Source organism: Salinibacter altiplanensis, from assembly GCF_002894645.1.
GTDB lineage: Bacteria > Bacteroidota > Rhodothermia > Rhodothermales > Salinibacteraceae > Salinibacter > Salinibacter altiplanensis.
In genome coordinates, this window is sequence record NZ_NCQY01000017.1 from 26,409 (window position 1) to 47,849 (window position 21,441).

Sequence of the window (21,441 nt, forward strand, 5' to 3'; positions counted from 1 at the left end):
GTCTCATGGAGCAGTGGTGGACCCTCGCCGTCGACTACCTGACCAGCCCCCAGGCCCTCAGCGCCCTCAAGGCCCTCGTAAAAGTGCTCGTCGGCCTCGCGCTCGGCCGCCTGGCCGGGAACGGACTGGCCCGTCTGTTCGCGGAGGACGATGCGCAACGGGCCATGATCCTCCGGCGCGGCGCACTCTACGGCATCACCGGGCTCTTTGCGGCTTCGGCCCTCATGGAGCTCGGGTTCGACCTGAGCGTGCTGCTGGGGGCGGCCGGCATCCTCACCGTCGCGATCGGGTTTGCCTCCCAGACGTCAGCCTCCAACGTCATCAGCGGCCTCTTCCTCTTGAGCGAGCGGCCCTTCGCCGTCGGGGACATCATCCGCGTGAACGGCACCGTCGGCGAGGTGCTCTCGGTCGACCTCCTCTCGGTCAAGCTCCGGACTTTCGACAACCTGTTCGTACGGATTCCAAACGAGACGATGATCAAGTCGGAGGTCACCAACCTGCGGCGGTTTCCCATCCGACGGGTCGACCTGCAAATCGGCGTGGCCTACAAGGAAGACCTGGAGGCCATGCGCGAGGTGCTCATGGAGGTGGCCGACCGCAACCCGCTGTGCCTCGAAGAACCCGCCCCCCTCATCATCTTCCAGGGCTACGGGGACTCCTCCATCAATCATCAGTTCTCGGTATGGGCCAAGACGGAGCACTTCCTCGACCTCCGGAACAGCATCCCGATCGAGATCAAAGAAGCCTTCGATGAACACGGGATCGAAATTCCGTTTCCCCACCGCACCCTCTACACCGGCAGCGAAACGACGCCCTTTCCGGTACAGCAGGCGAACGGGGAGGCCGATTCGCCCGCATCCCCGACCGACTCAGAATCGCCTCAGCCCCGATGACCCTGGGGGCTCCTCCCCTTTTGGTTCTTCCTTCGGCGACCACTCGCACCGAGGTCGAGCGGGCCGGGCCCGGAATCCGTCGGTGTCGGCATCGCGGCCCAGAACGGCATCCGCCTGCACGAGCCCGCCGACGCGAAGGGCATCGCCCGCCCCCACTGTCACTCTCGTCTCGCCGGGCGACGGGGCGTCGGGACCGCGCCGCTACCGGAACTCCAACCAGAACAGGATGGTGACGATGAGGATGGTGAAGCTGATCAGGAGATTGGTGGCCGCGATCCAGCCGTCACTAATGCGGTCCAGTTTGTAGAGACACAGGTCGTAGGCGCGGTCGTACGTCCGCTTGATGCTCGCCAGGACAAGATCAGCGTTGTCCGCCCCACTGGTTTCGACCGCGTCGGTTTTGGCAAAGACGAACGAGAGCTGCTCCACATCCTGCTCGAAGGCCCGCACGGAGGTGCGCACCTCGTGAAGCTGGCGTAGGTGCGCCTGGAGCTGTCGCCGCCCGTTCCGGCTGTAGAAAGCCGGCTCGAGGTCGTAGATCGCTTCGAGGAGGTCGTCGACGTGCTCGTCCAACTCGCTTCCCTCCTGAATCAGCGCCGCGAGCCAGTCCCAGTACTCCTCCTCCGAGAGATCGTACATCCGCGGGTCCTCGGCTGTGTCTTTCGGTGACGTGAGGCCCGAGACGCCGTCGTCGGTTGACGGGGACGGCAGAATTTCGTTGAGGGCGTCGCCGCGCTCGTAGGCGGCCGGGTCGGCAGGGTCGGGAGCAGGCATCAGGAAGAAGAGATGGTGCGGAAAGACGTGTGTTTGGAGACCCCGTGCCGCGTGACGGGCGGGTCCGGGTTTCGCGGGGCGAGGCGAGGGGCGTGAAACGTGTCCTCAAATCCATTCACGGCGGCGGAAATAGAAAAGAAGTGCCCCGGCCAGCGCAATCATCAAGCCCCACACGGTAGGGTAGGCCCATTTCCATGTCAGTTCGGGCATGTGTTCGAAGTTCATTCCGTAGATCCCCGCCACGAACGTGAGCGGGATGAAGATCGTCCCGATGATCGTCAGCACCTTCATGATTTCGTTCATGCGGTTGCTGATGGACGTCATGTGCAGGTCGTGCAGCCCGCTCGCCGTGTCGCGGAGCGCCTCCACGAGGTCGAGCACCTGCACCACATGGTCGTACGTGTCGCGCACATGGGGCCGGTTGTCATCCGCCCAGAGGGACGAGTCGAGCCGTTCGAGCTGGTGGAGGAGCTCCCGCATGGGCCACGTCATCCGACGCATGAAGATGAGATCGCGCCGGAGGTCGTGAATCGCATCCTCCACGTCCTGGCCCTCATCCCCCACAATTTCATCTTCGAGGTCTTCGGTACGGGCCCCCAGTTCGTCTAACACCACGAAGTAGTGGTCGACGATCACATCGAGGAGGGCGTAGGCAAGGTAATCCGGCCCCCGATCATGGATGTGGCCCCGGCCGTTGCGGAGGCGCTTGCGGACGGGATCAAATACGTCCCCAGGGTCCTCCTGAAACGAGATCAGGTTTCGCTCCCCGACCAGAAAGCTCACCTGCTCGGCCCGAAGGGCGCCGCCCCGCTCCTCGTCGAAGTAGAGCATCTTAACGACAAGGTAGAGATAGTCGTCCTGGGGATCCAGCTTGGGCCGCTGGCCCGTATGGGCAATGTCTTCTTGAATGAGCGGGTGGACGTGGAAATGGTCCCCGATGGTTCGGATTACGGACTCGTCGTGAACCCCCGTGACGTTGACCCACGTGACGGGGGTCGTGTCCCGGTATTTGAGCACCTCATCAAGGCCTTCGTTGTCGGTCTCAACGAGACGGTCGGGCCCATATTCCAGGACCCGAAACTGAACGGGCTCAGTGCGGTCCTCTCCCACAAACACGACGGAGCCGGGGGGCAGCCCAACCTTCTGCTCCGGGGTCAAGGAGGCCAGGTCGCGGTCGGCAAAAGACATGCAGGCACTGGCTGACGAGAACAAAATGTTTGGGAAGGCCAACGGGGAGGGCTGCCCGAAGGATTCTCGTGCGTAGCGGCCCGTTCTTCCTAATGGCATTCGCTCCATCCCTCCCGGATGGACGTCCCGAGCAGGGTGAGCACCGTCAGGGGAACGGCAAATATCCACATGGCCGTGCTGAATGCGGGGAGCGCGTCGTGCTGCGTCGCAGCGAGGAAGAGGAAGCCCATGTATGCCCCGTAGTAGCCGAGGAAGAGCGCTCCCTCCCACCGGGCCACCACCTGTCCGGTGAAGAAAATGGGCAGGCAGGCCACGGCCGTCGCGATCATGACCGGGAGGTCGAACCACAGGACCGACGCAGGGGCAGGCACCCCACTGGGGGCCACGAGGGCCGAGAGGCCAAGCACGGCGAGCAGGTTGAGCAGGTTGCTGCCCAGCACGTTGCCCACAGCCAGTTCTCGCCGTCCCCGGATGCCAGCCAGCACTGAGGCGGCCAATTCGGGAAGGGACGTGCCCCCGGCCACGATCGTGAGGCCGATCACGAGCTCACTCACCCCGATCCGCTGGGCGAGATCGACCGTCCCCGTCACGATCCATCGGGCACCGAGCACGAGAAGCACGAGCCCCCCGAGGACCAGTCCGGCATTCCGCCCCCAGCGGGGCGCCTTTGAGGGTTCCGTCCCCGGCTGTTCGTTCGTGTCCGCCTCGGGGTCTGCGCACCCTTCGTAGAGGAGCAAAATCATGTAGGCCACGAGCCCCCCAATCAGGACGAGGCCGTCGCCCTGCCCGATGGTCCCGTCCATGGCAAGGAGCAGCACCCCCACCGCGGCCCCAATGCCCAGGGGGACCTCCAAACGAACGAGGCGGGCCGACACGGCGAGGGGCGTGAGGAGTGCCGTAAGGCCGAGGGTCAAGAGAACGTTGAAAATATTACTGCCCACCACGTTGCCCAGCGCCATTTCGGGCTGTCCCCCGAGGCTGGCCCCCACGCTCACCGCGCCCTCCGGAGCGCTCGTCCCGAGCGCCACGACCGTGAGCCCCACGACCAGGGGCGAGATGCCCAGGCCAGTGGCAATCTCCGACGCCCCCCGCACAAGCCCTTCGGCCCCGATCACCAGCAACATGATTCCCGCGACGAGAAGAAGGACAGCCATTGAAGGAGGAGACGGACAGTACGGGCAGTTTCGGGGCACGGAGGCCGGAGCCGGTCTTTGAAGCTAGCACCGGGGAGAAGGTTCGTAAACCGTACATTCCTTCAGGACGAGGGGCCCATTGGATTCCGTTATTGACACCGTCCAGCGTGGGCCGTTGATTAAACCACAACGGTTTCTCTTCTCCTCTGCTCCCTATCCCATGCCCGACGACACATCTTCACCCGGCCCGGAACTGGAGCTCTCTCTGCGGGCCCTGCGCGACCACCTGCAGGCCTTTCAGGACGACTACCTCGACGAGAAGAGCGACGAGACGGTGGGTACGTACCGCCGCTCTCTCCACTCGTTTGAGAAGTGGTTCGTGCAGCAGAACAACTTCCGGTTTACGGAGGAGGGCGTGCGCGAGTACAAGCGCTACCTGATGGAAGACCGCGATCTGAGCCAGGTCTCCGTGTCCACGTACCTGACGGCCCTCCGGCGTTTCTGTCAATACCTCACCGACATCGGCAACCTGAGCGAAAACCCGGCCACGGGCGTGAAGGGGAACCGACGCCCCGATACGCACTCCCGCTCGGTGCTCACGGAGTCTGACATCGAGCAGCTGGAGGCGGTCGTGGACGACGCGACACAGATCGACAAGCGCGACCAGGCAATCATCTCGCTCATGCTCTACGCCGGCCTCAGCGAGATCGAAATCGTACGGGCCGACGTGGAGGACCTGGAGCATACCCTCATGGGGCCGGTGCTCCGCGTGCAGGGAAAAGGGCGTGAGGTGAAGGATCAGGAGGCCCCCCTCGACCCGCCCGTCCTAGAGGTGGTGGAGGCGTATCTGGACACCCGAACGGACGTGCACCCTGAGGATCCACTGTTCGTCTCTCACGGCCACCGGTCGAAGGGGAAGCGGCTCCAAACCCGGTCGGTGCGGAGCCGCATCAACGGCTACCTCAAGGAGGCCGGCATCAAGCGCAAGGGCGTCACGCCGCACAGCCTTACCCATACAGCAGCCCTTCTCTGGCTCAACGACGGCATGCCGCTCGAAGACGTGAAGGAGCGCATGCGCCACGGCACGCTGGACACGACCATGATCTACTACAAGAAACAGGGCCTCCTCACGCGCGACCCGGACGAGTTGGAAGAACTGGACGTGTAGCGGCCCAGAACGCACCTGCCCGACCCCGACTTCATCCTCGGCGTGCCCGATCCGTACGCCGTGTCACTCAGTCGGCGAGGGCCCGGATGGACCGTCCGTAGCTCCGCACCGTGAGCACGGGACAGGGCACATGCCGGATCACGGCCTCCGTCACGCTTCCGAGGAGGAATCGCTCAAGCCCCGCCCGGCCCTGGGTAGACATGACGATGGCGTCTGTCTCCTCGGCCTCGACGAATTCAGTAATGCGGGAGGCGGCCGCGCCGGTTCGGACGTGGACCGCCACCGGGACGCCCAGCGCCCCCAGCCCTCGGCCCATCGCCGCCAGTGCCCGGCGGGCCGTTTTCTCGGGACCACCGTGCTCCTCGTCCGACACGGAGGATGCCTGGTCGGGGAGCGACGCCGAGCCTCCCGTCACGACGTGCAAGAGGTCGACCTGTGCGTCGAAAAAGCGAGCCCACTCCGCCGCGACCCGTCCGGCCTCCCGCGCGTCCTCCGAAAAATCTACAGGCACGAGAATGCGGTCGAGTGTGCCGGGCACGGGCGGGGCCCCAGCCCCCTCCCCACGCAGGGCGAGCACCGGGCGTTCGGCGCGGCGGATGACCGTCTCGGCCACGCTCCCCGTTAGGAACCGGCGGGCCCCCTGCCGCCCCCGCGTACCGAGGGCAATCAGGTCGATCTCTTCCTCGCGGGCGAAGCGGTGAATGGTCTCGGCGACGCCCCCATCTTTGCGGGACACCCCTTCGATGGGAACCGCTCGCAGCGCCTCCTCCGACACCACACCGGCCTGTTGCAGCCTCTCACGGACGGCCGGAAGCGCGCGGGCCGGATAGGGCGCGTCGCTCCGATCGGCAACGTGGAGCACGTAAAACCGAGCCTCCATCCTCGCGGCGAGGGCCAGGCCGTGGGGCAACACCCGGACCGACGCGGGCGTGAAGTCGTGGGGCACCAGAATTCGATCAATGACAAGCATGGCCCAGCGGGGACAGGGGCAACCGCGGCGATGATTCTCTCCGAGACGCAGCCGCCCCGCGTTGCGTAGAGGACTGTGCGTATGTTCACCTTCGAAAACTACCGGAAGAGCATCGAGTTCGGAGACCCGGTCGGTCTCGCCTCCGCCCCCGGCCTCTCTGGCCCCCGAGCCCGCCCGCCGAACGTGAGCACGCGTCCCTGTCCCCGGCCCCAGCCCGGGTGGGAACGCAACCCGGCGCCTTCCGTGACAACCGTGATGTGCTTGCTCGTTGCCCCGCATTTGGGCGGCGCCGGCGCAGCGGACGTCGCCGCTGGAGCACACGACTCGTTGTCTCTCTTCCCTGGCACGCGCGTTCCTCACACATGTTTGAGTGGATCAAGAACCTGTTCGGCGATCCGAATGAGCGGGAGCTCAACAAGCTCTGGCCCATCGTTGAAGAGATCAACGAGCACTACGAGGCGCTCCGAGACCTCCCCGACGAGGAGCTTCGGGCCAAGACCGACGCGTTCCGCACCGAAATTCGGGAGGCCGTGGCCGATCTTGAGACACGCCAGGACGAGATCCGCGAGAAGCTGAAGCGGGCCCCCGGCTCAGAAGGTCCCGTCGGCGGGGACGGCCAGGTGGCCGAGATGGAGGGGGAGCCGCTTTCCCTTGAGGAGCGCGATGCCCTCTACGACGAGTTCGACGAGCTTGAGGAGGAGTGGCAAGAGGTTGTTGAGGACACGCTGTGGGAGCTGCTCCCCGAAGCGTTCGCCGTCGTCAAGGAGACGTGCCGCCGCATGCTCGGCGAGACGTGGATGGCCGGCGGGTCGAAGATCGAGTGGGACATGGTGCCCTACGACGTACAGATCCTGGGCGCCATCGTGCTGCACCAGGGCCGCATCGCGGAGATGAAGACCGGCGAAGGGAAGACGCTGGCCGCCGTAATGCCGCTCTACCTCAACGCCCTCACGGGCCGAGGCTGCCAGCTCGTGACGGTCAACGACTACCTCGCCGAGCGGGACACCGAGTGGATGGGGCCGATCTACGAGTTCCACGGCCTGACGGTCGACTGCGTCAACCGCTACGACCCGCACACGGAGGGCCGCAAGGAGGCCTACGAGGCCGACATCACGTACGGCACCAACAACGAGATCGGCTTCGACTACCTGCGCGACAACTCGTTCGTCGTTCGCCCCGAGCAGCTGATGCAGCGGGGCCACCACTACGCCATCATCGACGAGATCGACTCGGTCCTAATCGACGAGGCCCGCACGCCGCTCATCATCAGCGGCCCGGTGCCCGACCAGGAAAACGACGAGTACCGGGAGCTGCGCGACCCGGTGGAGCAGCTCGTGGAGGCCCAGCGCCGCCTCGTGCGGTCCTTCGTGAAGGAGACGCGCGAGCTGCTGGAGGAGAAAGAGCAGGCCGAAGACAACGACGACTCACGACGGGCCCGGGAGCTGGAGGACGAGGCGGGCCTTGCCCTCTTCCGGGCCTCCCGCGGCTATCCCAAGAACAGCCAGCTCCAGAAGCTGCTCAACGAGCCCGGCATGGAGCGCCTGCGGCAGAAGACCGAGAACTTCTACCTGCAGGAGAACGCCAAGCGCATGCCGTTCGTCGACGAGGAGCTGTACTTCTCGGTCGACGAGAAGAAGCAGTCCGTCGAGATGACGGAGAAAGGGCAGGAGTACATCGCCAAAATCATGGACCAGACCGCGGACCTGTTCGTCCTGCCGGTCGTCGGCGACCAGATCGCCGAGGTCGAAGACGAGTACCAGGGCAAGGTCGACGCGCTGGAGGAGACGCTTCAGGAGAAGGACGGCCTTTCCCAAGAGAAGCGCGAGAACAAGTACATGAACGACAAGCGGGAGCTGGAGAAGGAGCTTCAGGAGACGAAGCGCGAAATTTACAACACGTACTCGGAGCGGGCCGAGCGCGTCCACGCCATCGAACAGCTCCTGAAGGCGTTCACCCTGTACGAGCGCGACACCGAGTACATTGTGCAGGAGGGCAAGGTGCAAATCGTCGACGAGCACACCGGACGCGTCATGGAAGGGCGCCGCTACTCGGAGGGCCTCCACGAAGCGCTGGAGGCGAAGGAGGAGGTTGAAATTCAGAACGCCACGCAGACCTACGCCTCGGTCACGCTCCAGAACTACTTCCGCATGTACGACAAGCTGTCCGGCATGACCGGCACGGCGGAAACAGAGGCAGAGGAGTTCAACGAGATCTACGACCTGGACGTGGTGGTCGTCCCCACCCACGAGCCGGTGCGGCGCGACGACAAGGACGACCTCGTCTTTCAGACGAAGCGCGAGAAGTACAACGCCATTGTCGAAAAGGTAAAGGAGTACAACACGCGCGGCCAGCCGGTGCTCGTGGGCTCGGCCTCGGTGGAGGTGTCCGAGACGATTAGCCGCACCCTAAAGCGGGAGGGCATCCCCCACAACGTCCTCAATGCCAAGCAGGACCGGGCCAAGGAGGAGGCCCAGATCGTCGCCGAGGCCGGGCAAAAGGGCTCGGTCACGATCGCGACGAACATGGCGGGGCGCGGGACCGACATTCAGATCACCGACGAGGTCCGCGAGCTCGGGGGGCTGGCCATCCTCGGCTCCGAGCGTCACGAGAGCCGCCGCATCGACCTCCAGCTGCGCGGCCGCGCCGGGCGCCAGGGCGATCCGGGCGAGAGCCAGTTCTACGTCTCCCTGGAGGACGAGCTGATGCGCCTCTTCGGCTCCGACCGCGTGGCGAAGGTGATGGACAGCATGGGCATCGAGGAGGGCGAGGTCATCACGCACCCGTGGATCAACAAGAGCATCAAGCGGGCACAGTCGAAGGTGGAGCAGAACAACTTCGCCATCCGGAAGCGCCAGCTGGAGTACGACGACGTGCTCAACTCGCAGCGCGAGGTCATCTACAAGCGCCGCCGCGAGGCCCTCACGGGCGAGCGGTTCCACGGGCAGGTGCTCAACATGCTCTACGAATACGTCGAGGCCCTCGTGGAACGCCACTACGGGCAGGGCAACATCGCGGGCCTCCGGGAGGACCTGCTCCGCACCCTCGCCTTCGACCTGGAGATGGAGCGCGAGCAGTTCGTGCAGCTCGGGGAGGACGGGGTCGTGGAGCACGTCTACGACCGGGCGACCGACTACTACCGGCAGAAGCGCGCCAACATCGCCCAGCCGTTCTACCAGACGCTGCGCGACCTGAGCCAGGAACGCGGCGACGACATGATCGACCAGGTGTTCGTCGACTTCACCGACGGGCAGGACGCGATCCGCGCCGTGGCGGACGTGGACGAGGCCCTCGACACGAACGGGCAGGAGATCAACGAGGCGCTGGAGCGCACCGCCATGCTCCAGACCATCGACGAGAAGTGGACCGACCACCTCCGCGAGCTCGACGAGCTGAAGGAGGGCATCGGCCTCCGCTCCTTCGGGCGGAAGGACCCGGTCGTCGAGTACAAGATGGAGGCGTTCGACCTCTTCTCCGACATGATGGCCGACATTGGCCAGGAGGTCGTCTCCCTCGTCTTCCGCGCCGGGCCGGTGGTCGACGACGAGGTGCAGACGGAGGGCCAGGGGCCGCGCCGCCGCCTCAGTCAGCGCAACGCCCAGACCCAGCACGACTCCGCCCAGCCCGACTACAGCATCGACGCCGACGGCGAGGGCGGCGGCCAGGAGGGCGAGGCGGCCGAGCGCGACCCCACCGTCGAGGAAAAACAGCCGGTCACTGTGGCCGACGAACCGGGGCGCAACGAATACGTCACCGTCCGCAACAATGCCAATGGCGAGACCACGGAGATGAAGTGGAAGTACGCCAAGAAGAAGATCAACCAGGGCGGCTGGTCCCTGGTCTCTTGATCCGGTCGTTCCGCCACGGGGGAGTGCCCCGTTGGTTCGGCCGGGCGCCCCCTCTTCCACTGACGGTTACAGATTGAAGATTGGCGTCTGGGACCCGCCCCCCGATCTTCAATCCGTACTCTGAAAGCCCCATTTTGCCATGCTGCAGTCGTTGTCCGTTCAGGACTATGCCCTGATCAAGGAGCTGGAGATGGAGTTCGGGAGCGGGCTGAACATCATCACGGGGGCCACGGGGGCGGGCAAGTCGATCCTGATCGGGGCGCTGCGCATGATTTTGGGCGAGCGGGCAAACACTGACGTGGTACGGGAGGGCACCCCAAAGGCCGTCGTCGAGGGCATCTTTGACGACGCGGACACCGAACGCATCCGGACGGTGCTTGAGAAGAACGAAATCCCCACCACTCCCCTCCCCCGCGTCATCCTGCGCCGCCGCATCACCGAGCGGGGCAGCCGCGGCTTCGTGAACGACACCCCCGCCACGCTCGACGTGATGCGGGCCGTGGCCGGCGAGCTGATCGACCTGCACGGGCAGCACGAGCACCAGAGCCTCCTTCACACCGAGACCCACCTTCGCCTGCTCGACAGCTTCGGCGGGCTGAGTGGGCTCGTAGAGCATTATCAGGAGAAGCGTGCCCAGGTGGCTGCGCTCGTGGAGGAGCGCGAGGCGCTGGCCGCCCGCGAGCGGGAACTGCGACAGCAGAAGGAGCTCTACGAGTTTCAGATCGAGGAGATTGACGCCGTCGATCCGCAGCCGGGGGAGGAGGAAGAGCTGCGGGCCGAGCAGCGCGTGCTCGAAAACGCCGAGCACCTCTACGCCTCGACCAAAGAACTCTACGCGCGCCTCTTCGAGAGCGAGGACGCCCTGCACGATCAGCTCGTGGTCTCGCGCAACGACCTGCAGGACCTCGCCCGCATCGACGACGCGTTCGAGGCCCACGTCGACGAGATCGAATCGGCCCGCATCATTGTCAGCGAGCTGGCCAACTTCCTCCAGGACTACAACGCCCACGTCGAGTTCGACCCGGAGCGACTCCAGGACATCCGCGAGCGCACCACCGAGCTCAAAAAGCTGAAACGAAAGTACGGGGGAAGCCTGGAGGCGGTCCTGGAGCACCGCGAAGAGATCGGCGAAAAGTACGAGCTGGCCCAGGACTTTGAGGGCAACCTGGAGCGGCTCGACGCCCAGATTGAGGAGGCGAAAGCAAACCTCACGGACGTGGCCCAGCGCCTCTCCCAGAAGCGGCGCGAGGTGGCCGCCCGCATCGAGGACGCCATCCTGGACGAGCTGGACACGCTCGGCATGCCCAACAGCCAATTCGAAGTGCGCTTCACCCGGACGGAGGAGCCCGACGGGTGGATCCAGCCCGACGACGCGGATGCCTGCTACCGGGCCTTCCAGAAGGGGATGGACCAGGTCGAGTTTTTCATGTCTACCAATGTCGGCATGTCCCCCATGCCCCTCGCCGAGATCGCCTCCGGCGGTGAGATCAGCCGCATCATGCTCGCGCTCAAGACGATTCTCGCCAAGAGCGAACGCCTGCCCATTCTCGTGTTCGACGAGATCGACGTGGGCATCTCCGGCAACATGGCCCGCCGCGTCGGCGAGAGCATGCACGCCCTGGCCCGCTACCACCAGATCGTCACGATCACCCACCTTCCCCAGATCGCCGCCCTCGGGGACTGCCACTTCAGGGTTGAGAAGATCGTAGAGGACGGCACCACGAAAACCACAATCCACCGCCTCGACGAGGAGGAGCAGGCCACCCAAGTCGCCTCCCTCATCAGCGGCGAGGAAGTGACGGACGCGGCCCTCAGGAACGCCCGCGAACTGATGGCGGCCGGGGAACGGGAGGAGTAGCTCGCACGAGGGGCAGGAGAAGCTCGGAGCAGAGCCCCTCCTCTACGGCGTATTCAGTGTGCCCCTCCTACTGGGCGTGGGCTCCTACTGGGCGTGGGCTCCTACTGGGCGTGGGCCTGTGTCTCGTCGGCGTGCGTGCCGTGCTCCGCCGCCGTGGCCTCCAGCGCCCGGCGAATGCAGGCCATGCCCGCATCGACCTCGTCCTCCGTGATCGTGAGCGGGGTGCGGAAGCGGATGGACCGGTCGCCACACCCGAGGATGATGGCCCCCTCCTCGTAGGTCTGCTGGGCCACGTGGTCGCGGTACTCGGTGCTCGGCAGCGTGAAGGCCGTCATGAGGCCCTCGCCTCGCACGTTGGACACGGCGGGGAACTGCTCTGCCAACTCGTGCAGCCGGTGCTGGAGGTGCGTTCCCACCCGTCCGGCGTGGTCCACGAGCTGCTCCGCCTCCATGATTTCAAGGATGCGGTCAAAGCGCACCATGTCCACGATGTTGCCCCCCCAGGTGGAGTTGATGCGGCTGGGCGTCTCGAAGACGTGGTCGTCCACCTCGTCGAGCTTGCGCCCGGCCAGGATGCCACACACCTGCGACTTCTTGCCGAACGCCATGATGTCGGGCTTCACCCCCAAGGCCTGGTGCGCCCAGAACTCGCCCGTAATGCCGACGCCGCTCTGCACCTCGTCGAACACGAGCAGGGTGTCGTTCTCGTGGGCCAGGGCCTTCAGTTCCCGCAGAAACGCGGGCCGGAAGTGGTTGTCCCCCCCTTCCCCCTGGATCGGCTCCAGAATGACGGCGGCAATCTGGTCCTCACGCTCGTGGAAGTGACGCTTGGCCTGTCGAAGGGCCTCTTCCTCGTGGGTCCGTACGCGCTCCCGCTCGTCGGCGTCGAGCGGAAAGTGAACCTTCGGGTTCGTGATGCGCGGCCAGTCAAACTTCGGGAAGTACATCGTCTTCCGCGGGTCGGCCGTGTTCGTGAGCGACATGGTGTAGCCGGTGCGCCCGTGAAAGGCCTGGTCCAGGTGCAGCACCTGATGGCCCACCTCGCGGCGGTATCCCTTCTGGTGGTTCTTGCGCACCTTCCAGTCGAAGGCGGTCTTCAGCGCGTTCTCTACGGCCAGCGCCCCGCCGGAGATAAAGAACGTGTACGGCAGGTAGTCCGGGATGCCCACCCGATCGAAGGTCTCCACGAACCGCGCCATGTGCCCGGTCATGACGTCGGAGTTGGTCACCTTGTTGAGGCCCGCGTCCACCAGCCGCTCCATGAACGCCTCGTCTCCACTCATCTTCGGGTGGTTCATCCCGAGGGGGTTCGAGGCGTAAAAGCCGAACAGATCGATGAGCGAGCGGCCACTTTTCTTGTCGTGCAGACGAACCCCCTGGCTCGCCTCCATGTCAAGCACCATGGGCATCATGCCCTTCGTCAGCAGGTGCTCAGACAGAAGCTCTTTGACCTCCGCAGGACGAACCGAGTTTGGGGAAACCGCTTCCATGGGTGAGGCGGACTATTGAGAGTGACTGAGTGGGATACAGAAATTCGCCAGCCCCGCGGACGTTTCCCCCGCACCGGAAACGATCACTCCTTCGTATAAACCACCTCGCCCCCCACGACGGTGTAGTCGACCGTTGCCTCTCGAAGGCGCTCCGGAGGCCCTGTGAGGATGTTGTGCGACAGCACCGCGACGTCGGACAGCTTGCCGGGCGTGAGGGTGCCTTTTATGTCCTCCTCGAACGCCATGCGGGCATTGTTGATCGTGTACGACTTGAGCGCCTCTCGAGGCGTGAGGGCCTCCTCCGCGGTAAACGTCGTGTCGCTGCCCGGGACCTGACGGGCCACCGTGCAGTGGAGGCTCGCGAGGGGGTTGATCTTTTCGACCGGCACGTCGGTCCCATTTCCGACCACGACCCCGTCCTCCCGCAGCGTCTTCCACAGGTACGCCCCCTGGTTCACCCGCTGGGCCCCGAGGCGCTCGTAGTTGTACGGAGCGTCGGAGCAGGCGTGGATGGCCTGCATCGAGGCAATCACCCCGAGGTCGCCGAAGCGCGGGATGTCGTCCGGGTGCAGGTGCTGCGCATGCTCGATGCGCCAGCGCCGCTCCGCCCCGCTCCCCTCAGCCTCCTCAAACAGCGACGCGTACAGGTCGAGCGTCTCCCGATTTGCGCGGTCCCCAATGGCGTGCACGGCGAGCTGGTAGTCCTCCTCCAGCGCGATCTCCGCAATCTCTCGGATGCGGTCCATCGACGTGACGTTGATGCCCGTGTCGTCGGGCGCGTCGTCGTACGGCTCCAGCATCCAGGCGCTGCGGGAGCCGAGGGCCCCGTCCGCCGTCACTTCGCCAATCGAGCGCACCGTTAGATGATGATCGGCGGCGCCCACGGCGCGGATCTCGGCCAGGCGCTCTTGGGTGTCGGTCGCCACCTCCCCCTGCGACACCATCGCGTACATCCGGATGCCAAGGGCCTCGTTCTCGGCCATCGTGCGATACAGCTCGATCGTCTCAAAGGAGGCCCCCTGGTCCTGAAAGCTCGTCACGCCGTTCGCGAGCGCCTCCTCGGCGGCGAGCCGCACCTGCCGCTCCCGCCGGCGGCGGCGCTGCTGAGGGCTCATGTTGCTCCGCGACGCCTCCACCGCCTCCTGCACCAGCCCCGCCGCGGTTTCCAGAAGAACCCCGGTGGCCCGGCCCTGTGCGTCCCGCACGACGGTGCCGCCGTCCGGATCGGGCGTGTCCGGACCGATGCCGGCCGCCTCCAGGGCGGCGTCATTGGCGATGGCGGCGTGGCCGCTGGCATGGGTCAGGTAGACCGGGGTCTCCGGCGCCACCTGGTTGAGCCGCTCATTCGTCTGAAAGCCGCGCACCATGCGATCCGGCGTTGCGTCCCACTTCTCCTGATGCCACCCGCGCCCCTGCACCCACGCTCCGTCAGTCGAGGCAGTAGCGGCCGAGTCGACCATGGCGACGATCCGTTCCCAAGACGGAGTGCCTAGCAGGCCGAGCTGCATTTGCGCTTCGCCCATGCCCATGTAGTGGCCGTGCCCCTCGATAAAGCCCGGGACAGCGAGGCGGCCGTCAAGGTCAATGACGCGCGTGTCTGTCCCCACATGGGCCTCTATGTCCTCAGCGCTCCCCACGGCCAGGACAGTGTCGCCCGCAGCGGCGAGGGCCTCCACATCCCCGTGCGCCCCGTCGAGCGTGGCGACGGTCCCATTCGTCAGAACGAGGTCGGCCGTGGGACCGGACGAGCAGCCAACAAGCAGAACGGCGAGGGCAAAAAGTAGGGATCGAGGCCACATGGGGCTGAGCAAGGAAGCAAAGAAAGGCGCGTGCCGGTTGGGGCGTCAGCCGGACTCACAGTCTCATGACTCGGCGCCTCGTTGTCAAGACCTCCGTTCAAAATCGGGCCGGGGTGCTCCCCTGCAGGGGGCTCTCCTCCCAGAGCACGCTCATCGTGCGTCGGTTTGTCCCTGCCCTGAATCGAACACGACCCCGCTACGATGTCCATGCCCTTCCTCCTTTTCCGCCAACCGCCCCCCCGTCCGGCCCCGCGATCAGGACGCGCTCGTGCAGCACCTGCAAGAGCGAGACCTCTGGCGCACCTCCCTTCACATTCCGTAGCCCTATACGGAGGAAGACGCCAGGACCTGGATCGAAGAGCGAGTTCGGCGTTGGTCTGAACAGTCTCCGGAAACGACCTGTGCCATCCGCCGGGCGGACGGCACACTCATCGGCATGGTGGGCGCCGACCGCCTCGACGCAAGGGCCTCCCCCCGCGCCCGCATCGGCCACTGGCTCGCGAAGCCGTACGGGAACCAGGGCTTGATGACAGACGCCGTGCGCCGGTTTGTGGACCCTGCCCTTGCGAAGCTCCAGGACACGCGCCTGACGACAGAGGTGTTTGCACGAAGCGGCGCATCGGCCCGCGTGCTGCACAAGGAGGAGTTTGTGCAGGAGGGACGACTCCGCCGCCCCCGCAACAATGGCGGCAAACGTTTGGATGTGCTCTACTTTGGGTTGCTGAATGCGGACCTCGACGACGCCTGAGCGGCCGTGCGGTGTCCAGGACCCACGCCGCTCCCCCCGGTCAAGAACAGACTGTCACAAGCACGACCCCGAGGCCTCTCGGAGGAACGGGCGGTGCGCCCCTTCGTACTCGTCTGCCCGTATTTTCATACCGGTTCTGTGACCGGCTAACTGATCTTCTGCTGTCTCTTATGTCCACCACTGAGACCCGCGACCCGGAGTCCTCGGACGACACGCCTACCATGCCCGGCGAAACGGACCTGGGCGCCGTTGAGCCCGATCCCATTGGGCCCTCGGGCGACGGCGATCCCGGATTCGTCGAGCTGCCAGTCGTCGAGAACACGAACCAAAACAAACGGGGCGAGCGCCCGGAGTGGCTCCGCGTCTCGCTCCCGCAGGGCGAGACGTACAAGGACGTGCGGGAGACCGTGGACGACCACGACCTGCACACAGTCTGTGAGAGCGCCAACTGTCCGAACATGGGAGAGTGCTGGAGCCGTGGCACGGCCACGTTCATGATTCTGGGCGATGTGTGCACCCGCTCCTGCGGCTTCTGCGCCGTCAAGACGGGACAGCCCCAGGACGGCCTTGACTGGGACGAGCCGCGCCGCGTGGCCGATGCTGTCGGCAAGATGGATCTGGAGCACGCCGTCATTACCAGCATCAACCGCGACGACCGCGAGGACGGGGGCGCCCCCATCTTCGCGGAGGTCATCGAGCGCATCCACAACCAGGGGGCCACCTGCGAGGTGCTCACGCCCGACTTTCGGGGCATGCGAGAGCCGTGCGAGACGGTCTTCGAGGCGGAGCCGGACATCTTCAATCACAACGTGGAGACGGTGCCCAGCCTCTACCGCCGCGTTCGTCCTCAGGCCAATTACGAGCGCTCCTTGAAGGTCCTCCGATGGGCAAAAGAGGAGGACCTGCGCACGAAGAGCGGCATCATGGTGGGCCTTGGCGAAGCGAAGGAAGAGGTTCTGGAGATCATGGATGACTTCGTCGAGATCGGCCTCGACGTGATGACGATCGGCCAGTACATGCAGCCGACCGATCACCATCTCCCGGTCGAGGAGTGGGTGGAGCCCGAGGTCTTCGACTGGTACAAGGAGGTCGGAGAGGAGAAGGGGATCGAGCACGTCGAGAGCAGTCCGCTGACGCGTTCGTCCTACCACGCCGAGGAGCACGTGTAGATCTTGGCCCACACACGATCGCTTCGGGAACGGCGGCCTCCGCAGCAGGTCTTGAGGGCAACGACCATGACGCGCGTGTGACGTCTAGATCGCCCTCCTGGGCCGTGGGGCTGTAATGTATCCGCCCCAGGCCTGTATGGCTCCACGGGCGAGCGACGACAGGACCGCTCCGAGGCTCCCTGCCGGCCCCTTGAGAACAGGTGCAACGGATTGTCGAATGCCCTTGTCTGATTGGGACATCCCGCGGTTCTTTCGCGGACCTTCCCGACTCCTGTTACGTCCCCCCCCTTTCTCCATGCTCCGATCTGCCTTTCTTCTCCACACCCTGTTGATCGCCGTGGTTCTCGGCCTGGGCGTCGCTCCCTTGGCCGTCGCCCAGACCCCAGCCCGAACCGTGAGGGATGCGGTGCCCCTTGCCCCAGACGGCACCGTGACCGTCGACAACCACGAAGGCAGCGTCACCGTCACCACCTGGGAACGCGATCGCGTGCGGTACGAGGCCGAGATTATGCCGACCGACGAGGCCCCCAGCGCCGAAAAGGTAACAATCCGAACCCGAACGGACGACGACCGCTTTCGGCTCGTGACCGACCACGAGGACGGAGACGACGAGTCGGTGGTGTTTGGCTTCGACGAGGACGGATTCCGGTGGGGCGGCATCGACATTCCGGCGGTCCACTACACGATCAGGATGCCGCGGTCCACGGCTCTCCACATCGACGACCACGAGTCGACCATCGAGGTGACAGGCCTCGCCGAAGAGCTCCGCATCGATACCCACGAGGGCCCGATCACCGTCGCCGAGCAGCGCGGTGCGGTCACCATCGACAGCCACGAAAGCCCCATTTCCATTGCGGACCAGAGCGGCGACGTGACGCTCGATACCCACGAGGGTCGCATGAACCTTCAAGACGTTGAGGGCCGCCTCTCGGTGGACACCCACGACGGAGACCTCACGGTCGAGGGACTGGAGGGCGGTCTCCGGGTTGATACGCACGACGGGACGATCTCCGCGTCGTTCGCGGCGGTGACCGACGACGTGTACATCGATGCCCACGACGGCGATGCAACTCTCGCCCTCCCCGCCACTGCCGGGTTTGACCTCAACACCGATTTTGATGACGACGTGGACGTGACCTCTGATTTCGACCTCTCCACGATCCGGATTGGCAATGAGGAGGACGAGCTCAACTACCGAGGCGACGTGAATGGGGGCGGATCAGAACTGTACCTCGAGGCTCAGGATGGAGGTGTTGCCCTCCGTGCCCGGTAGATCCGCGGGCCTTTAGCGGGCATCTCCAACCCGGTTGCCTTGATGTTCTCCATTCGGTGGTTAGGCTCTGTCTGAGAATTATTGTTTCAGATACTCGCCGATGAAGGCCCACTGGAGCATCGCTGTGGAGCTGTCGCTCCCGTGTGGCTGGCTTTCTTCTCATAGCAGGTCGCAACTCGCCTACGCTCCTTCAGGCGGCCCACCAGGCGTTCGACAACATTCCGTCGCTTGTATTTTTGCTCATCGCAAGTCGGAGGACGTCCGGCTCCGGTATGCATCCCGTTTCGGGCCGGAATTACCGACTCGATGTTCCGTTCCCAACACCACCGTCGGTTTTCTTTGGAGTCGTAAGCCCGGTCTCCCTTGGGCCGCCTCAGGCCGCTGCTTGGGCCGCCCGACAGGCCTCGGCACCCCCACGGCGTCCATTGCATCAGTGAAAAAGGCCAATTCGTGGCGCTGCCCAGCCGTAAGAAGAGCGGCCATCGGAAGTCCGTTGCCATCGCTCACAAGAGTGTACCAGAGGTGGAGAATCCTCCCCGGCCGTATCCGAGGGCAGAACTTACTCCCTCGTCTTCTCGGCTGGACCTGTCCCCTTTTTATCGTCGGTCGGCCCACCGGCTGCCGAGCGGCTGGCCCGGATCGTTGTGCTGTCCACATTGAACTGGTCCCAGTCGATATGGCCCTCAGCGTCGAGTTCTCCCTGAAGCTTCTCGACAATCGACTGCAAAGTGCCATCTTCAGCCCATCGACGAAATCGGTCGTAGACAGTTTTCCACGACCCATAACGCTCGGGAAGATCCCGCCAAGGGGCTCCCGAACGAAGAACCCAGAAGATCCCATTTACCACTTTCCGGTGGTCCTCGTAGGGCCGGCCTCTTCCGTCGACTTCCGGAAGAGCATCTTCAATGCGATCAAATTGCTCATCGGTCAGTTCGTAGCGGCGACGTCGGGCCATCGGCAAATCTCAGAACAAGTCCACTTACGACTCGACCTTCATACCAGCTTTTTGTCAGACAGTGCCTAGTGCATCGGCAATGATCGGGCCCGCGGGAAAACGCCGCGTCGCCCCTGCTTGCCGGCATCGGATGGTGACACTTGGCAGCAGGTCGTGCTCGCGGGCCAGCTCCAGAAGTTCTTGCGCTGCCGCCTCCGGCACCTCGTAGCGCCCATGCACGTCGCTATCGACAGCCAGGGCGTAGGCGACGTCCGTATCCTCTTCTAACGTCGGCTCGTCTTCCCACGCTGTGGCAGCCTCCACCAGGTACGTCCCGTCGTCCGGCATGAAGGACGCGAGGTAGAGCTCCCGCTCCGTCTCCGAATCGATAAGACTCACGCTGCCCACGAGGCCGTACTCGATGTCGTAGAACAGCGACTCGGCGAGGAGGCGAACGGTGAAGTTTTCGGGATCAAACGTCGGCATGGCGGAGATGGGCTGAATCGAAGAGGACAGAAACCGATAGAAAAGGCGCTTGAATTTGAAGCGTGAGAAGTGATACGTGAGTTCTGCGGTCCTGGCTCTGGTGCCGGCCATCACGTCTCACGCTTCACGCATCACGAATCGACAGTAGACTATTCACCGGCCGCGGCCTTGTCAACCGGCACTCTCCTCCTCAGCGGCTCTTCCTGAGACCATGGAAATCTACTGCCCAAAGTGCGAATGGGCGCCTCCGCCCAGCGCCACCTGGACCTGCGAGTGCGGGCACGCCTGGCACACCTTCGATACGCAGGGCCAGTGCCCGGAGTGCGGAAAGGTGTGGCGCGAGACGCAGTGCCACGAGTGCCACGCCTGGTCGCCCCACCACGACTGGTACCACGACCTGCCGCCGGTCGACGTGGATGCGATCACGGAAGGAGAGGGAGCCACCCACACTGCGGAAGGAAACCGGCGAACTGACTTTAACTCTCCTTGACATTTTATCTCTTAATTTTTTGATTTTATGATAATAAAATAACGAAAAGTCTACTCCACATCTCTCCCCTCCTTCATTTTCCCACCCAAGACGCTAACCTCCCGCCACATGTCTACCCCCTTCCGTTTATTCCCTCATATTCTTATCCTGATCCTGATGACCGTCCTTCTTGTGACGGTCACCCCGAATCTCTCCGTCGCCCAAATCCAACACGGTGGCACACCATACAGCTTTAAGCACGCGGTTCAGCGCAACGCCCTTACTGAAACAATGCGCCCCGTAGACGTGCAGGCCCTAAAGGAAGAGGACCGTGCGAATCGACAGAGTGCCAATCCGGCTCCACCCCGCTTCGGAGCAGCATTGAACGTGAGTCTGGGTCTCCAAAATGCCGGGCAGTGGACCGACCTCTCCGATGGTGGGCGTCTGTGGCGCCTTCGGATCGCGTCGAAGGCTGCACACTCGCTCAACTTCATTTTCGATCGATTTCGCCTTCCCGAGGGTGGCAAGTTATTCCTGTACAACCAGGATCACTCGACTGTGCTTGGTGCGTTCACTGCCGCCAACAACAAGTCGTACGGACGCTTTTCAACGCTCCCCGTTGAGGGCGACATAATTACGCTGGAGTACTACGAACCAAAGAACGCCCGGGGTCAGACACAATTACGACTTGCCAAGGTGATTCACGGCTACCGGGACATGTTTCCCTCAGACACTGAAAATCAATCCGACATGAATACAAATGGATTTGGGGATTCTGAAAGTTGCAACATTAACATCAACTGCTCGGAAGGAAATGACTGGCAAGAGGAGAAGCGTTCCGTAGCGATGGTGCTTCTGGGTGATGGAACCCGGTGGTGTTCAGGAGCACTAGTCAATAATAAAGGAGGAATACTCAATCCATATTTTTTAAGCGCACACCATTGTGCCGACTATATAAATCAGAACGGAGTTATTGGATCCAGCGAAAAGTCGGATATCCAGGATTGGACATTCTGGTTTAATTACGAAAGTCCCTCGTGCTCAAACCCAAACAACGAACTGTCTCATGATGGTATCTCAGGAGCCCAGTTCCAGGCCGCTCGGGACGAGTCTGACTTTCTGTTACTTGAGTTGAGTGACCAGCCTCCACTCGATTATGACGCGTACTTTTCAGGATGGGATGCGTCAGGATCTTTGAGGTGCGCCCGAAAAGTTGGACTGGTGGGTCGACTAACTGACGTTGG

At 64.0% G+C, this 21,441-nt stretch carries 16 protein-coding genes and 2 pseudogenes; 9 read left to right on the plus strand and 9 right to left on the minus strand.

Annotated features, from left to right (window positions below; all coding sequences use genetic code 11):
- The first annotated feature begins 5 nt into the window (after positions 1-5).
- Positions 6-893, plus strand: coding sequence for a mechanosensitive ion channel family protein (locus tag B7R93_RS07400; RefSeq protein ID WP_103020168.1), 888 nt, complete (start codon positions 6-8; stop codon positions 891-893).
- Between the two features lie 201 nt (positions 894-1,094).
- Here the strand turns inward: B7R93_RS07400 and B7R93_RS07410 are convergent, their stop codons facing one another.
- From B7R93_RS07410 to B7R93_RS07420, 3 genes are all read right to left on the minus strand, one after another.
- A complete protein-coding gene (locus B7R93_RS07410) occupies positions 1,095-1,667 on the minus strand; it encodes a hypothetical protein (protein WP_103020169.1) in 573 nt (190 codons plus the stop codon).
- A gap of 105 nt (positions 1,668-1,772) precedes the next feature.
- Positions 1,773-2,855, minus strand: coding sequence for a magnesium/cobalt transporter CorA (gene corA / locus B7R93_RS07415; RefSeq protein ID WP_103020170.1), 1,083 nt, complete (start codon positions 2,853-2,855; stop codon positions 1,773-1,775).
- 89 nt (positions 2,856-2,944) lie between these two features.
- A complete protein-coding gene (locus B7R93_RS07420; protein WP_103020171.1) occupies positions 2,945-4,009 on the minus strand; it encodes a calcium/sodium antiporter in 1,065 nt (354 codons plus the stop codon).
- Between the two features lie 199 nt (positions 4,010-4,208).
- On the opposite strand from B7R93_RS07420, the gene B7R93_RS07425 reads away from it, so the two are divergent.
- On the plus strand, positions 4,209-5,156 hold the full coding sequence (locus tag B7R93_RS07425; protein ID WP_103020172.1) for a tyrosine-type recombinase/integrase: 948 nt from the start codon (positions 4,209-4,211) through the stop codon (positions 5,154-5,156).
- A gap of 67 nt (positions 5,157-5,223) precedes the next feature.
- On the opposite strand, the gene B7R93_RS07430 is transcribed toward B7R93_RS07425, so the two are convergent.
- Positions 5,224-6,126 (minus strand): universal stress protein, encoded by a 903-nt coding sequence (locus B7R93_RS07430; RefSeq protein ID WP_232798154.1) that lies wholly within the window; start codon positions 6,124-6,126, stop codon positions 5,224-5,226.
- A 362-nt stretch (positions 6,127-6,488) separates the two neighbouring features.
- Between B7R93_RS07430 and secA the strand changes: the two genes are divergently transcribed.
- A complete protein-coding gene (gene secA / locus B7R93_RS07435; RefSeq protein ID WP_103020173.1) occupies positions 6,489-9,971 on the plus strand; it encodes a preprotein translocase subunit SecA in 3,483 nt (1,160 codons plus the stop codon).
- Positions 9,972-10,110: 139 nt separating this feature from the next.
- The gene (gene recN / locus B7R93_RS07440; protein WP_103020174.1) at positions 10,111-11,829 is read left to right on the plus strand and encodes a DNA repair protein RecN; all 1,719 of its coding nucleotides are present in this window, start codon (positions 10,111-10,113) and stop codon (positions 11,827-11,829) included.
- Positions 11,830-11,930: 101 nt separating this feature from the next.
- On the opposite strand, the gene lat is transcribed toward recN, so the two are convergent.
- Together lat and B7R93_RS07450 are read right to left on the minus strand one after the other, a co-directional pair.
- Positions 11,931-13,319 (minus strand): L-lysine 6-transaminase, encoded by a 1,389-nt coding sequence (gene lat / locus B7R93_RS07445; protein WP_103020175.1) that lies wholly within the window; start codon positions 13,317-13,319, stop codon positions 11,931-11,933.
- Between the two features lie 83 nt (positions 13,320-13,402).
- The gene (locus tag B7R93_RS07450; RefSeq protein WP_103020176.1) at positions 13,403-15,118 is read right to left on the minus strand and encodes an amidohydrolase; all 1,716 of its coding nucleotides are present in this window, start codon (positions 15,116-15,118) and stop codon (positions 13,403-13,405) included.
- A 334-nt stretch (positions 15,119-15,452) separates the two neighbouring features.
- Between B7R93_RS07450 and B7R93_RS15820 the strand changes: the two are divergent.
- From B7R93_RS15820 to B7R93_RS07465, 3 genes and pseudogenes are all read left to right on the plus strand, one after another.
- A pseudogene (locus B7R93_RS15820) lies at positions 15,453-15,866 on the plus strand (GNAT family N-acetyltransferase); the annotation flags it as partial.
- Positions 15,867-16,036: 170 nt separating this feature from the next.
- Entirely contained in the window at positions 16,037-17,035 is a 999-nt protein-coding gene (lipA, locus tag B7R93_RS07460) for a lipoyl synthase (RefSeq protein WP_103020177.1), read from the plus strand.
- Between the two features lie 295 nt (positions 17,036-17,330).
- A complete protein-coding gene (locus tag B7R93_RS07465; protein ID WP_232798155.1) occupies positions 17,331-18,308 on the plus strand; it encodes a DUF4097 family beta strand repeat-containing protein in 978 nt (325 codons plus the stop codon).
- 86 nt (positions 18,309-18,394) lie between these two features.
- Here the strand turns inward: B7R93_RS07465 and B7R93_RS16335 are convergent, their stop codons facing one another.
- From B7R93_RS16335 to B7R93_RS07480, 3 genes are read right to left on the minus strand one after another with little or no spacing between them, the layout of a single operon-like run.
- Complete coding sequence (locus B7R93_RS16335) at positions 18,395-18,808, minus strand: transposase (RefSeq protein WP_103020178.1); 414 nt, start codon at positions 18,806-18,808, stop codon at positions 18,395-18,397.
- A gap of 59 nt (positions 18,809-18,867) precedes the next feature.
- Entirely contained in the window at positions 18,868-19,263 is a 396-nt protein-coding gene (locus B7R93_RS07475; protein WP_103020179.1) for an IS5 family transposase, read from the minus strand.
- Between the two features lie 54 nt (positions 19,264-19,317).
- Positions 19,318-19,728, minus strand: a complete 411-nt coding sequence (locus B7R93_RS07480) for a hypothetical protein (RefSeq protein ID WP_232798156.1) — start codon at positions 19,726-19,728, stop codon at positions 19,318-19,320.
- 211 nt (positions 19,729-19,939) lie between these two features.
- On the opposite strand from B7R93_RS07480, the gene B7R93_RS07485 reads away from it, so the two are divergent.
- Positions 19,940-20,218, plus strand: coding sequence for a hypothetical protein (locus B7R93_RS07485; protein WP_232798157.1), 279 nt, complete (start codon positions 19,940-19,942; stop codon positions 20,216-20,218).
- 108 nt (positions 20,219-20,326) lie between these two features.
- Positions 20,327-21,441: pseudogene (locus B7R93_RS15280) on the plus strand (hypothetical protein); the annotation flags it as partial.

Bases quoted from the DNA above. Each gene is read 5' to 3' on its own strand.
- B7R93_RS07410 (WP_103020169.1), bottom strand. From the start codon at position 1,667: ATGCCTGCTCCCGACCCTGCCGACCCGGCCGCCTACGAGCGCGGCGAC.
- B7R93_RS07485 (WP_232798157.1), top strand. From the start codon at position 19,940: ATGGAAATCTACTGCCCAAAGTGCGAATGGGCGCCTCCGCCCAGCGCC.
- B7R93_RS07420 (WP_103020171.1), bottom strand. From the start codon at position 4,009: ATGGCTGTCCTTCTTCTCGTCGCGGGAATCATGTTGCTGGTGATCGGG.
- B7R93_RS07425 (WP_103020172.1), top strand. From the start codon at position 4,209: ATGCCCGACGACACATCTTCACCCGGCCCGGAACTGGAGCTCTCTCTG.
- B7R93_RS07465 (WP_232798155.1), top strand. From the start codon at position 17,331: ATGCTCCGATCTGCCTTTCTTCTCCACACCCTGTTGATCGCCGTGGTT.
- secA (WP_103020173.1), top strand. From the start codon at position 6,489: ATGTTTGAGTGGATCAAGAACCTGTTCGGCGATCCGAATGAGCGGGAG.
- corA (WP_103020170.1), bottom strand. From the start codon at position 2,855: ATGTCTTTTGCCGACCGCGACCTGGCCTCCTTGACCCCGGAGCAGAAG.
- B7R93_RS07480 (WP_232798156.1), bottom strand. From the start codon at position 19,728: ATGCCGACGTTTGATCCCGAAAACTTCACCGTTCGCCTCCTCGCCGAG.
- recN (WP_103020174.1), top strand. From the start codon at position 10,111: ATGCTGCAGTCGTTGTCCGTTCAGGACTATGCCCTGATCAAGGAGCTG.
- lat (WP_103020175.1), bottom strand. From the start codon at position 13,319: ATGGAAGCGGTTTCCCCAAACTCGGTTCGTCCTGCGGAGGTCAAAGAG.
- B7R93_RS07475 (WP_103020179.1), bottom strand. From the start codon at position 19,263: ATGGCCCGACGTCGCCGCTACGAACTGACCGATGAGCAATTTGATCGC.
- B7R93_RS07430 (WP_232798154.1), bottom strand. From the start codon at position 6,126: ATGCTTGTCATTGATCGAATTCTGGTGCCCCACGACTTCACGCCCGCG.
- lipA (WP_103020177.1), top strand. From the start codon at position 16,037: ATGTCCACCACTGAGACCCGCGACCCGGAGTCCTCGGACGACACGCCT.
- B7R93_RS07450 (WP_103020176.1), bottom strand. From the start codon at position 15,118: ATGTGGCCTCGATCCCTACTTTTTGCCCTCGCCGTTCTGCTTGTTGGC.
- B7R93_RS16335 (WP_103020178.1), bottom strand. From the start codon at position 18,808: ATGGCAACGGACTTCCGATGGCCGCTCTTCTTACGGCTGGGCAGCGCC.
- B7R93_RS07400 (WP_103020168.1), top strand. From the start codon at position 6: ATGGAGCAGTGGTGGACCCTCGCCGTCGACTACCTGACCAGCCCCCAG.